At 66.0% G+C, this 12635-nt stretch carries 12 protein-coding genes and 1 riboswitch; of the genes, 7 read left to right on the top strand and 5 right to left on the bottom strand.

What is annotated here, in order from left to right; all coding sequences use genetic code 11:
• Positions 1-36: 36 nt before the first annotated feature.
• Positions 37-1416 (bottom strand): D-alanyl-D-alanine carboxypeptidase family protein, encoded by a 1380-nt coding sequence (locus tag ACTNBU_RS02675; RefSeq protein ID WP_441030455.1) that lies wholly within the window; start codon positions 1414-1416, stop codon positions 37-39.
• 82 nt (positions 1417-1498) lie between these two features.
• Between ACTNBU_RS02675 and ACTNBU_RS02670 the strand changes: the two genes are divergently transcribed.
• From ACTNBU_RS02670 to ACTNBU_RS02655, 4 genes are all read left to right on the top strand, one after another.
• The gene (locus ACTNBU_RS02670; protein WP_441030453.1) at positions 1499-2215 is read left to right on the top strand and encodes a ComEA family DNA-binding protein; all 717 of its coding nucleotides are present in this window, start codon (positions 1499-1501) and stop codon (positions 2213-2215) included.
• 82 nt (positions 2216-2297) lie between these two features.
• Positions 2298-2978 (top strand): response regulator transcription factor, encoded by a 681-nt coding sequence (locus tag ACTNBU_RS02665; protein WP_441030451.1) that lies wholly within the window; start codon positions 2298-2300, stop codon positions 2976-2978.
• 31 nt (positions 2979-3009) lie between these two features.
• On the top strand, positions 3010-4392 hold the full coding sequence (locus ACTNBU_RS02660) for a sensor histidine kinase (protein ID WP_441030449.1): 1383 nt from the start codon (positions 3010-3012) through the stop codon (positions 4390-4392).
• Complete coding sequence (locus ACTNBU_RS02655; RefSeq protein ID WP_441030447.1) at positions 4389-5306, top strand: GerMN domain-containing protein; 918 nt, start codon at positions 4389-4391, stop codon at positions 5304-5306. Before ACTNBU_RS02660 ends, ACTNBU_RS02655 begins: the two co-directional genes overlap by 4 nt.
• A gap of 334 nt (positions 5307-5640) precedes the next feature.
• Here the strand turns inward: ACTNBU_RS02655 and cytX are convergent, their stop codons facing one another.
• From cytX to thiE, 3 genes are all read right to left on the bottom strand, one after another.
• Positions 5641-6816, bottom strand: coding sequence for a putative hydroxymethylpyrimidine transporter CytX (gene cytX / locus ACTNBU_RS02650; RefSeq protein WP_441030445.1), 1176 nt, complete (start codon positions 6814-6816; stop codon positions 5641-5643).
• Entirely contained in the window at positions 6816-7622 is an 807-nt protein-coding gene (gene thiD / locus ACTNBU_RS02645) for a bifunctional hydroxymethylpyrimidine kinase/phosphomethylpyrimidine kinase (RefSeq protein WP_441030443.1), read from the bottom strand. The genes cytX and thiD overlap by 1 nt, the downstream gene beginning before the upstream one ends.
• A 128-nt stretch (positions 7623-7750) precedes the next feature.
• Positions 7751-8392 carry a thiamine phosphate synthase gene (gene thiE, locus ACTNBU_RS02640; RefSeq protein ID WP_441030441.1) on the bottom strand — a complete coding sequence of 214 codons (642 nt, stop codon included), beginning with the start codon at positions 8390-8392 and terminating at the stop codon, positions 7751-7753.
• A gap of 302 nt (positions 8393-8694) precedes the next feature.
• Positions 8695-8800, top strand: a riboswitch (TPP riboswitch).
• A gap of 307 nt (positions 8801-9107) precedes the next feature.
• Here thiE and thiW point away from each other — a divergent pair.
• A complete protein-coding gene (gene thiW / locus ACTNBU_RS02635) occupies positions 9108-9608 on the top strand; it encodes an energy coupling factor transporter S component ThiW (protein WP_441030439.1) in 501 nt (166 codons plus the stop codon).
• Between the two features lie 33 nt (positions 9609-9641).
• Positions 9642-10454 carry a hydroxyethylthiazole kinase gene (thiM, locus tag ACTNBU_RS02630; RefSeq protein ID WP_441030437.1) on the top strand — a complete coding sequence of 271 codons (813 nt, stop codon included), beginning with the start codon at positions 9642-9644 and terminating at the stop codon, positions 10452-10454.
• Positions 10455-10570: 116 nt separating this feature from the next.
• On the opposite strand, the gene ACTNBU_RS02625 is transcribed toward thiM, so the two are convergent.
• Positions 10571-12241, bottom strand: a complete 1671-nt coding sequence (locus tag ACTNBU_RS02625) for a recombinase family protein (protein WP_441030436.1) — start codon at positions 12239-12241, stop codon at positions 10571-10573.
• A gap of 133 nt (positions 12242-12374) precedes the next feature.
• On the opposite strand from ACTNBU_RS02625, the gene ACTNBU_RS02620 reads away from it, so the two are divergent.
• On the top strand, positions 12375-12500 hold the full coding sequence (locus tag ACTNBU_RS02620; protein WP_441030434.1) for a hypothetical protein: 126 nt from the start codon (positions 12375-12377) through the stop codon (positions 12498-12500).
• Positions 12501-12635 lie beyond the last annotated feature (135 nt).

Below are 12635 nucleotides of genomic sequence, written 5' to 3'. Positions count from 1 at the left end.
CCGTTTTCTGTGTATGTACGCCGGACGGGGGAACAGTCACAGCCCTCTGCGGCGGCCCCGGTAGTTCTTCTGACGGCGGACGTTCTTGCCGTAGCGGTACCGCTGGCGGCCGATGGTCAGCTTCCAGCCCACCAGGAAGACGATCAGCGCCAGGACGATGACGCAGATGACCTTGACGGCGGTGCGGTCGAAGAAGGCGCGGATCTGGGCCTTCAGCACCAGGGACCGGGACGCCTCCACGTCCGCCAGGGCCGCCAGGGGCACGGTGGCGTAGACGGTGCCGTTGTAGGACAGCTCCACCTCCGCCAGCTGGTCCCCCGCGGACACGGGGGCCTCCACGCTCTTGGAGCGGAAGCGGATGGTGCGGGTCAGATCCTCCGCGGAGAGGATGTCGGGCATCAGCACCACGATGTCCTCCACGGAGTGGAGGGCCACGGATTCGATCTCCGACAGGGTCACCGGCATGGAGGCCAGCATCTCCTCAGCGGTCAGGATAGTCTGATAGGAGAAGTTGTCGAAGCCCCACTCAAACAGGCGTCTGGTCTCGGAGAAGCTCTTGATGTCGCTGCCGCCGGTGGGAAGGGAGACCTTCTCCGCCCCCAGCACCACGCTGACCAGATGCAGCTCGCCCTTCTCGGCGGTGGACACCAGACAGTGTCCGGCATCGGAGGTGGAGCCGGTCTTGACGCCGTGGGCGTACTTGTAGCGGTAGCCCAGGGCCCGCCAGCCGTCCAGCAGGGAGTTGGTGGTGTGGAGCGTCCGCTCCGCCGACAGGTTGGTGGCGGGGATGACGGGCTGGCGCATGTCGCAGATGGTCAGGAAGTCCTCATGGGTCAGGGCCTCCTTGGTGATGAGGTACAGATCCCAGGCGGAGGTGTAGTGCTGGGGGTCGTGGAGGCCGGTGGCGTTGACGAAATGGGTGTTCTGGCAGCCCAGCTCCTGGGCACGCTGGTTCATCCGGTCCACGAAGGCGTCCACGGAGCCGCAGAGCGTCTCCGCCAGGATGTTGCAGGTCTCGTTGGCGGACACCACCAGCATGCAGGTCAGCAGCTCCTCCACCGTCAGGATCTCACCGGCCTTGATGTTGGCGGTGGAGCCGGCGGAGTCCAGTCCGTCAAAGGCGGACTCCGGGGCGGTGATCTCCGTGTCCATGGACAGCTCTCCCCGGTCCACCGCCTCCAGCACCAGCAGGGCGGTCATGATCTTGGTGAGGCTGGCGGGATACATCTCCTCCTCCATGTTCTTGTCGTAGAGCACGGTGTCCGTGTTCACGTCCACCAGCAGGGCGGCCCTGGCCTGGATATCCGGGTCCTCGACTTCCTTGAGCCCGCTGTCATCCGCCAGGGCGGAAACGGCCAGAAGCTGCAAAACCAGGACCAGAACAAAAAAAACAGATAAAAAACGGCGAGTCCTCATGTTCATCTCTCTCCATCTGTGCTATAATCATGTAAACTTCCCGGCCTGTTCAGACGGGCGGAAAGTGGTCGATTTCGGTCATATGACTCAGTATAACAAATTCAGCCGGGGAGTGCAAGCGGACGTGAAGGGAATTGTTTTCAGAACAGAGATCCTTCTCCTGTCCGCCGCGGCGATCTTCCTGTTTCTGCTGGAGGGACTGACCGCGGCCTGGAAGACGCCGGAGGGCGTCACCATCCGGACGGACCGGGAGGCCCCGGTATCCGCGGAGACGGGCCGGGAGACGGACAGCGCCGTCCTGACGGAAGAAGCGGCCCCGGCGGAGCCGGCCGGAAAGCTGAACATCAACACCGCCGGAGCGGCGGAGCTGACGGCGCTGCCGGGCATCGGAGAGGTGCTGGCGGAGCGGATCGTGGCGTACCGTGAGGAGCACGGCCCCTTCGCCGCCGTGGAGGACATTCAGAACGTCCCGGGCATCGGCGAGGGAAAGCTGGCGGCCGCGGCGGACCGCGTCACCGTGGGAACGGACGAGCCGTCCGGAACGGCCGTCCCGGCGGAGGAAGCACCGGAGGAACCGTCCCCGGAGACGGAGAAGCTGAACATCAACACCGCCGGAGCGGAGGAGTTGACGGCGCTGCCGGGCATCGGAGAGGTGCTGGCGGAGCGGATCGTGGCGTACCGAGCGGAGCACGGACCCTTCGCCGCCGTGGAGGACATCCGGAACGTTCAGGGCATCGGCGAGGGAAAGCTGGCGGCCATGGCAGACCGCATCACCGTGGGGGAGATCCCCGGGGACTGACGGGCCGCGAAAAGTTTGGAAGAACATTGCGCCGGGGACGGCGCGGAAGATGGATCGGAAAATTGGTTTTGAAGGAGACAACATGGCAAAGATTTTAGTAGTGGACGACGAGAAACTTCTGGTAAAGGGCATGAAATTCAACCTGGAGAACGAGGGCTATCAGGTGGAGTGCGCCTACGACGGCGCCGCCGCCGTGGAGCTGGCCCGGTCGGAGCGGTTCGACCTGATCATCCTGGACGTGATGATGCCGGAGCTGGACGGCATCGAGGCGTGTATGCGCATCCGGGAGTTCTCCAACGTCCCGGTGATCATGCTCACCGCCAAGAGCGAGGATGCGGACAAGCTCATGGGCTTCGAGTGCGGGGCGGACGACTACGTGACGAAGCCCTTCAACATTCTGGAGCTGAAGGCCCGGGTCCGGGCGCTGCTGCGCCGGGCGGCGGGCACCCAGCGGTCCATGGGGACCACCCTCCGGGCGGGGAACATCACCCTCCACACCGAGGAGCGCACCGCCGAGCGGGACGGGGAGATGGTGGAACTCACCGCCAAGGAGTACGATCTCATTGAGCTGCTGATGCGGAATCCCCGGCGGGTGTACAGCCGGGAGAACCTGATGAACGTGGTCTGGGGCTACGCCTACAGCGGGGACTACCGGACGGTGGACGTCCACATCCGCCGTCTGCGGGAGAAGCTGGAGCGGAACCCGGCGGAGCCGGACCATATCCTGACCAAGTGGGGAGTGGGGTACTATTTCAAAGCGTAAGAAGCTCCGGGTCAGCCTGCGGCTGAAATTCGTGCTGAGCTACATTCTGGTCATCGCGGCGGTGCTGGTGCTGCTGAACATTTACCCGCCCCTGGTGTCGGAGGATCTGGTGTTCCGCTCCAAGGCCAACACGCTGCAAAGCAGCGTGTTGGTCATCGTGTCCTCCCTGTCGGGGCTGGAGCGGCTGACGGAGGAGAACGTGGCCGACGCCATGACATTGGCCCAGGAGGCGGGATTGTCCCGGATGCTGGTGACGGACGCCGCCGGAAAGATCCTGTTCGACACCCGTGAGACCGGCAGCGCCGTGGGGCAGTACACCTTCTATACGGAGGTGGTCCAGGCCCTGACGGGGAAGGACGTGTTCACCTGCCGGTACGAGAACAACGCCTTCCGCAGCCGGGCGTCGTCGCCGGTGCTGTATCAGAACCAGATCATCGGCGCCGTCTACGCCTACGAGTACGACACGGAGGAGGCCGCTCTGCTGGTGGGCTTCCAGAACAACATCTTCCGCATCTCCTGCGTCATCGGCGGCGTGGTGCTGGTGTTCTCCGTGCTGATGAGCCGGGCGCTGACGGGGCAGATCAGCGAGTTGCTGGAGGCCATCCGCCGGGTGCGGGAGGGCGCCTACAGCCACCGGGCCGCCGTCCGGGGCCACGACGAGATCTCCCAGATCGGCGAGGAGTTCAACAGTCTGGCGGACCGCCTCCAGAAGACGGAGGAGTCCCGCCGCCGGTTCGTGTCCGACGCGTCCCATGAGCTGAAGACGCCCCTGGCGGCCATCCGGCTGCTGACGGACTCCATTTTGCAGACCAACAACATTGACCCCGCCACCACCCGGGAGTTCGTCTCCGACATCGGGCAGGAGGCGGAGCGGCTCAGCCGCATCACCGAGGACCTGCTGCGCCTGACCCGGCTGGACAGCGACGTGCTGGAGCCGGCGGGAGCGGTGGACGTGCTGCCGGTCTTGCAGCAGGTGCTGCGGATGATGGAGCTCATCGCCGAGGACCGGAACATCTCCATCACCTATCAGGCGGAGGAGGGCTGCCGGGTTCTGTCCACCCGGGACGAGCTCCAGCAGATCATCTACAACCTGACGGACAACGCGGTGAAGTACGACCGGGACGGCGGCCGGGTGGAGGTCCGCCTGACGAAGCGGGACGGCTTCGCGGAGCTGACCGTGGCGGACGACGGCGTGGGCATCCCGGAGGAGGACATCCCCCGGATCTTCGAGCGGTTCTACCGGGTGGACAAGGCCCGGTCACGGGCCGCCGGCGGTACGGGCCTGGGACTGTCCATCGTGTCCGACACGGTGAAGAAACGGAACGGCACCATCACGGCGGCCAACCGGCCGGTGGGCGGCGCGGTGTTCACCGTCCGTCTGCCCCTGGCGCCGGAGGGAGGAGAACGGACATGAGAAAGCGGGCCCTGGCGGCGCTGCTGTGCGCCCTGACCGTCCTCAACGCCTGCGGCTGCGCCATGGCGGCGGCGCAGCAGGCGATAGCGGAGGAGGATACCTACGAGCTGTATTTCCAGGTCCGGGACCTGGACGCCGCCGGAGGCGGCGACGCCATCGCAGCGGAGCACTGCGCCATCCGGCGGCGGGACGGACGTCCCACGGCGGAGCTGGCGGCGGCCATGGTGGAGCTGCTTCTGGACGGACCTGCCGACGAGACGCTGAAAAGTCCCTTCCCGGCGGGCACCGGCCTTTTGGGCGTGGAGGTGTCCGGCGGACGGGCGGTGGTGGACCTGTCCATGGCCTACAGCACCCTGTCCGGCGTGGGGCTGACCATGGCGGACTACTGCATCACCATGACATTGACCCAGCTGTCCGGCGTGCGGACGGTGTCCGTCACCGTGGGCGGGCAGGAGCTGGCCTACCGGGGCGCTCAGAGCTTCCAGGCCAAGGACGTGCTGTTCGCCAGCACGGAGGACATCGTGGGCACCGTGGACGTGACGCTGTACTTCCTGAACGAGAGCGGCGGTCTTGCCGCCGAGCCCCGGACCCTGGACCTGTACGAGGGCGACACCCAGGCGGAGACCCTGGTGCGGGCACTGCTGGAGGGTCCCGCCAAGGACGGCCTGTACCAGGTGCTGCCGGAGGGCTTCTCCGTCCAGGCGGTGTGGATGGAGGAGGACGTGTGCTGCGTGAACCTGTCCTCCACCATGCTGGACGGCCTGCCCCAGAACACGAACCTGCGGCCCGCCCTGCGGGCTCTGGCCAAGTCCCTGCTGTCCCTGAAGACGGTGGAGGCCGTCCGCTTCCTCCGGGACAGCCTGCCGGCGGATACCATCGGCGGCATGGACGTCAGCCATCTGGTGGAGAACTGACGGGCCGGAAAGAACAAACAGACAAAATGAGAGCCGCGGAACGGAAGTTCCGCGGCTCAGCTTGTCGAAAAACCCTGTCTGAAGGAAAAGAGTCCTTTTTTGCAGGGGGAGTACGAGGGGGCGGGAGCCCCCTCGTGATGGATTGAATGCCTGCAAAAAGCCTGTGTCAGCAGGCGTTTGCGCCGCGCAGCGGCAGCTTTTCGGCCCGCTGCGCGGGCAGAAAAGCGAGGCATTGTGAAGGCTGTCGGAAAAGTCTATGGACTTTTTCGACAGCCTGAGCCGCGGAACGGAAGTTCCGCGGCTCTTTTTTCTCGATACGGAAAAACCGGCGCGCTCACTCGGCGGCGGTCTTCTTTCCGGACAGCTTGTCCGCCAGGACGCACAGCACAATGGTGGCGGCCATGTCCGGCAGGGTGCAGCCCACCACAATGTCCACGCCCATCAGCAGGCGGTAGAGGATGAAGCCGACGACCCAGATCACCAGATTCCGGACGTCGAAGTCCACACCGAACCGGTCCCGCCGCAGGAAGAAGCAGTCGGCGATCTGAATGGCGATCATGGGGGCGAACACGGAGCCGATGAGGTACAAAAAGCCCGTGATGTCGTCCATGGGGAACAGCAGCGCCCCGGCGATGCCGATCACCGTGACGGCCACCGCCGTCCACTTGCCGTTGATCTTTTTGGACAGGGACTCGGCGGAGATGCCGGCGGACCAGGCGTCCAGGAAGGTGGTGGTGACGGTGGACAGCACCAGGATCACCAGGGCGGCGATGCCCAGTCCCGCCTTCACCATGATGACGGCGATGTCGTACTCCCCGGTGTAGATGGCGGCGCCCATGCCGATGACGTACATCCAGCAGGACACCAGACCGTAGGTGACGGTGCTGGCCATGGTGGCGGCGAAGGGACGCTCCGCCTCCCGGGTGTAGTCGCTGATGAGGGGCAGCCAGCTCAGGGGCATGGCCACCGCCAGTTCCACGGCGGCGCCGAAGCTCATGGCCTCGCCCAGGTCGCCGCCCACGGGAGCGCCGTCGAAGAAGATGACCTTGCACAGCACCAGCGTCAGCAGGAACAGGGCGGTCATGGCGATCTTGTTGATCCAGCCCAGATCGGTGATGCCCACCAGGATCCACACGATGATCAGCCCGCCGATGACCAGGCACCAGATCCAGCTGCCGGAGCTGAAGATGCCCCCGGCGGCCAGGGCGCCGTCGTAGATCATGATGGCGGTCCAGCCCACCAGCTGGAGGACGTTCAGGAAGGCGAACAGCAGTCCGCCCTTCTGACCAAACGACATTTTCACGGTCTCCATGGCGCTGCGCTCCGTCACGGCGCCGATGTAGCCCGCCAGGAACAGCATGACGCAGCCGATGAGGTGGCCCAGCAGGATGGCCGCCAGGCCACGTCCGAAGCCCAGGGGGGCGAAGGCGGTGCCGGTCAAAATCTCCGCCAGGGAGACGCCGGCGCCGAACCAGATGAGGCCGTTTTGGAAGGTGGAGGTCTTTTTCATCACACGCCCTCCTCAATGAACCGGCTCTTCAGATCGAAGGTGTGGTCCATGGGGCCGGAGCCATGTCCCAGGTCCAGCATGGCCCCCAGGGCGCCGGAGATGTAGTCCTTGGCCCGCTCCACGGCGGTGTCCAGATCATAGCCCTTGGCCAGATTGGAGGCGATGGCGCTGGACAGGGTGCAGCCGGTGCCGTGGGTGTTGGGATTGTGGATGCGCTTGCCCCGGAACCACTTGCCCGCGCCGTCCCGCCACAGCAGGTCGTCGGCGTCGTTGATCTGATGTCCGCCCTTGCACAGGACGGCGCAGCCGTAGGTTTCGCTGATGGCCCTGGCGGCGGCCTCCATGCCGGCGGCGTCGGTGATGGTCCTGCCGGAGAGGATCTCCGCCTCGGGAATGTTGGGCGTCAGGACGGCGGCCAGGGGCAGCAGCTCCCGTTTCAGGGTCTCGATGGCGTCGTCCCGCAGCAGCTTGGCGCCGGAGGTGGCCACCATGACCGGGTCCACCACGATGCGCTTCGCGCCGTACTGCTTCAGCTTCCGGGCGATGGCGGCGATGAGCTCCGCCGAGGAGACCATGCCGATCTTCACCGCGTCGGGGAAGATGTCGGTGAAAACGGCGTCCAGCTGCTCCTCCAGAAACAGGGGGGTGGACTCCAGAATGTCTGTGACGCCGGTGGTGTTCTGGGCGGTCAGCGCCGTGACGGCGCTCATGGCGAATACGCCGTTGGCCGTCATGGTCTTGATGTCCGCCTGGATACCGGCGCCTCCGCTGGAATCGCTTCCAGCAATGGTCAATGCTGTTCTCATATCAAAAACTCCTTTCCAAATCACAGCAAGGTTTTCTAACGCGGCGCAAGGTGGTGCCCCCAATGCACCGCGGGTCCTCCGGCAAAGGCCGGTGATCCGTTGCTTTTCAAACAGCGGGGTTTCGCCGGTCAGCGGGCGATAGCCTCCGCCAGTTGCCGCAGCTCTGCGGCGGCGGCCTTCACGTCCTTCTGGGCGAACAGGGCGGATACCACCGCCACGCCGTCCAGTCCACGGCCCGCCAGAGTGGGCAGGTTCTCCCGGGTGATGCCGCCGATGGCCACCACCGGGATGTCCACGGCGGCGGTGATGGCGGCCATGGCCTCTGCCGCGATGGGCTTGGCGTCGCCCTTGGTGTGGGAGACGAAGGCCGCCCCCACCCCCAGATAGTCCGCCCCGGCGGCCTGGGCCGCCAGCGCCTCGTCCACGTTGTGGGCGGAGACGCCGATGATCTTATCCGGCCCCAGGATGGCCCGGGCACGGCCGCAGGCCAGGTCCTCCTGACCCACGTGGACGCCGTCGGCGCCCACCTCGGCGGCGATCTCCACGTTGTCGTTGATGATGCTCACCGCGCCCTTTTCCCGGCACAGGGCCACGAACCGCCGGGCCTCGACCAGAAAATCGTCCTGCCCCAGATGCTTCTCCCGGAGCTGGACAAAGGCGGCGCCGCCGTCGATGGCGGCTTCAATCTGGGCGAAAAAGGCGTCGGTGTCCGCCGCCCAGGCCCGGTCGGTGACGGCGTACAGCCGCAGCTGCTGAGGTTGTACTCTCATGGATAGTCCTCCTGTCGGAAGTGAAATTCAAAATGAAAATGCCGCACACACACCTGATACGGCCTGTTTGCGGCATTGCAGCGCGTATTTCCCTACGTTGGCATGATCCAAATCAGGTCGTGGGTCGAGACCAGACAGTCTCCTCTCAGCCCGTCGGCGCGGACTCCCCTTTTTATTGTGGATAATATCATATACCGCACCGGGGAAAAATGCAACCAAAACTTTCAGAAAAACCGGAAAATCCGGGAGGTCCGGCGTCCCCCTTGACAAATCCGCCGCCGGGTGTATAATCCTTCTGTAAAATGTAAAAACAGGGGAGTCCGGAGCAACGGGCTGAGAGGGAGCGGAGGCTCCGACCCTTTACCTGATGCGGGCAATGCCGCCGTAGGAAGTCATGTGGTTTTACGGGCAGGAGGCATCAGGGTCTCCTGTCTTTTGCGTTTGTACGAAGATTTCTTCAGAGAGGAAGTGAGACGCGGCGGAGATACCGGCGTCCCGGGGAGACCGGGAGCGGACAGAGGGGGAGCGCCCTGTGTCCGGGCCGGAAAAGCAGCGATGGGAAGCCGTGTTCCGGCGTGAGAGGAGGCCAGTGAGCCTCGACCGACATTCCCGGGCGGACGAGTCTGTCCGCCGCCTTGCGACGCAAGGGGAAGGCGCTGCCATATTCTGCCGTTTTCTCCCTGCAAAATCCGAGATCTGAAGGAGTTTGAAGTATATGAAAAGCAATCTGAAACCTGTTACCAAGCTGGCTCTGGCCGGTATGTTCTGCGCCGTCGCCGTGGTGGGCAGCATGTTCATCGTGTTCCCCGTCCTGGGCAGTAAGTGCGCCCCCGTCCAGCACATGGTGAACATCCTGTGCGCCGTGCTGCTGGGCCCGTGGTACGGCGTGGCCGTGGCCTTCGTTGCCAGCCTCGTCCGGAACCTGCTGTGCGTGGGCAGCCTGATGGCCTTCCCCGGCAGCATGTGCGGCGCGCTGCTGTGCGGCCTTGTCTACTGGAAGACGAAGAACCTGCCGGTCACCCTCATTGCCGAGGTGGTGGGCACCGGCATCATCGGGGGCCTGGCCGCCTATCCCGTGGCCAAGGGCCTCATGGGCCTGACCCCCGCGGGCTACACCGTCTACATCGTGCCCTTCCTGGTGTCCACGGTGGTGGGCTCCATCCTGGCCGGTATCCTGGTGGCGGCGCTGAAGAAGACCGGGGCCCTGAAGGCCTGATCCCGCTGCCCATTCTGTCTGTGAGGTTGCGACATGCCTGATTTTGCCCGTCTTGCGGCCATCGGCCGCGCCCGTCCCCTGATCCACTGCGTCAGCAACATCGTCACCGCCAACGACTGCGCCAATCTGGCCCTGGCCGTGGGGGCCAGCCCCATGATGGCCCAGGCCCCGGAGGAGATGGCGGGGATCACCGCCGTCAGCGCCGCCTCGGTGCTGAATACCGGCACGCCCTCGGCGGAGAAATTCCAGTCCTGCCTGATCTGCTGCATCGAGGCGGAGAAGCGGGGGACCCCCGTGGTGCTGGACCCGGTGGGCGTGGGAGCCAGCGCCTGGCGTCTACGCTGGGCCGGAGAGCTGCTGGCCGCGTCCGCGCCCGCCATCCTGCGGGTGAATCTGGGGGAGGCCCAGGCACTGCTGCGGCTGGGGAGCCGGGAACACGGCGTGGACAGTCTGGCCGCCGCCGATGCGTCGGAGCGGCTGGCACTGGCCCGGGCGCTGGCACGGCGGTACCGCACCGCCGTCCTGCTGTCCGGTCCGGAGGACATCGCCAGCGACGGCACCGCCGCCTTCCGCGTCACCGGCGGCAGCGGCCGCATGGCCCAGGTCACGGGGGCGGGGTGCATGCTGTCCGTCCTCTGCGGGGCCTTCGCCGCCGTGGAGCCGGACGCCCTGTCTGCCGCCGTGCTGGCGTCGGCCTTCTGGAAGGTCTGCTCCCACAGGGCGGAGCAAAGCGCCGCCGGTATGGGCACCGCGTCCTTCCGGACGGCTCTGCTGGACGCCGCGTCCCTTCTGACACCGGAGGACTTCGCCGCGGAGGCCGCCCCCCTGATCCGGGCCGTTGACTGAGACGCCTGATCCGGACAAATGGAATGAAGACACAAGAGACCCCGCCGTCCATTCGAACGGCGGGGCCTTTTCTGCGAAGGGAGGATTTTCAGGGAGTGTTTGGTCCAGAGGGAGCCTTACAGAGACTTCTCGTAGGACTCGATCATCTTCTTGAACGTGTGACCCGTACGGCCGGCGTGATCCCGGATGGCCTGGAGCTGCGTCTCCGCCGCCTCCCCGGACCGGAGCCGGATCTCCAGCCGGACGCCCCGGCCCGCCTCCGGAAAGACGTCGATGCGGCGGATATACCGCTCCACGAAGTCCCGGTCCGGCAGCCCCTGGGCGGCGTCCCGGCGGGCGTCCTCCAGCGCCCGGCGGATGGCATCCAGACGGCCTGGGAAGGCGGCACCGTCCGCCATCCGGGCGGTGAGGTCCTCCAGCCTGCGGCGGGCGTCCTCCAGCTCCCGGCCGCACTGGGCGCACATGGCCAGAAAATCCCCGTCGGACAGCTGGCCCAGGGCGTTGTAGGTCAGCAGCTTCTGCCGCTTCCGCTCCGCCGTCTCCACCGTCCGCCGCAGCGCGGCGGCCTGCCGCTCCAGCCCCTCGTCCCGGCCCAGGGACCGGTACAGGGCCAGATATTCGTCCATGAGCGCCCCGGCGTCCGCCGTCCGGAACAGGTCCGCCAGCACCGGCCGCAGCTCCGCCTCGTAGAGGGGAATGGAGGGACAGGCCCCGGCGCCGTTTTTCAGCTTTCCGGAGCAGATCCACCGGCTGTTCCGATGGCCGCTGCGGTCCACGGAGTCCCGGCGGTAGTAGGGCGCGCCGCAGTGGCCGCAGTACAGCTTCCCGGTGAGGAGGTTGTCGTGGTTGCACACCCCCCGGCGGCGCTTTACGTCGTCGCTGCGGCGGCGCAGGACCTCATTGGCCCGCTCCCACACCTCCTCGCTGACGATGGCCGGAACGATCTGCCCCGTGTCGTCCCGGAACATGACCCACTCCTCCGGCGGGAGGAATTTCTGCTTTTTGGTGAACAGGTCCAGCACCTTCACCTTGTTGCCCACGTAATAGCCCTTGTACTTGGGGTTGGACAGGATGCCAGACAGGGTGGTGTGGGCGATCCTGCCGCCGTTGTGATTGCGCCAGCCCTGCTCCCAGAACAGCGTCTCCAGCCGCTTCAGGGAGTACTCCCCGGTGGCGTACAGCTCAAACAGCTCCCGCACCAGCGGGGCCTCCGTCCGGTCAATGACCAGCCGCCCGGCGTCCTTCCGGTAGCCGAAGATGCGGCTGTTGCCCAGTACCACGCTGTTTTTGATGGCCTGCTGGTGGCCGAACTTCACCCGGGAGGACAGCTTCCGCAGCTCGTCCTGGGCGATGCCGGACATGATGGTCAGCCGCAGCTCCGAGTCCTCGTCCAGGGTGTTGATGCCGTCGTTCTGGAAGAAGACCCCCACCCCGGCGGACAGCAGCTCCCGTGTGTACCGGATGGAGTCCAGGGTGTTGCGGGCGAAGCGGGTGATCTCCTTGGTGAGGATCAGGTCGAACCGGCCCGCCCGGCCGTCGGCCACCATGCGGTGGAAGTTCTCCCGGTTTTTGGTGGTGGCGGCGGACAGGCCCTCGTCGATATAGCCCTCCACGTAGGTCCAGGCGGGATTTTTCCGGATCAGGTCCCGGTAGTAGTCCACCTGGTTCCCCAGGGAGTTCAGCTGCTCGTCGGACTCGCTGGACACCCGGGCGTAGAAGGTGGCCCGCAGGGGGATGTCGTAGATGGAGCGCTTTTTCAGCTCCTGCCGCGCGGCGTGAATGTCCATGGAAACCTCCTGAAGAATTGCTCTCCCCATAGTATATCCTTTTTGCCGGAAAGGCAAAAGCAATGGCTGGAAGGGCAGGGGGGATTCCCCAGGGGAAAACCGGGCATACTGACCGGAGAAGGGGGGAAGGACGATGCCGTCACAGAGCGACATCCGGACCGCGTGGCTGCGGTACTTCAACCGGTACCTGCTGGAGAAGGGGATCATCACCCGGGAGGAGTATCTGCGGATGGAGGGGGTCATTGCCCGTGAGGGGTGAATGGGGGCCCTTGGCGGGGGTGCGGCGGGGGGGGGGGGGGGGGGGGGGGGGGGGGGGGGGGGGGGGGGGGGGGGGGGGGGGGGGGGGGGGGGGGGGGGGGGGGGGGGGGGGGGGGGGGGGGGGGGGGGGGGGGGG

Source organism: Dysosmobacter sp. HCP28S3_G4 (assembly GCF_052065175.1).
Classification (GTDB): Bacteria; Bacillota; Clostridia; order Oscillospirales; family Oscillospiraceae; genus Oscillibacter.
Note: the sequence above shows the minus strand (reverse complement) of the source record. Positions and strands in the feature narration are given on the sequence as shown.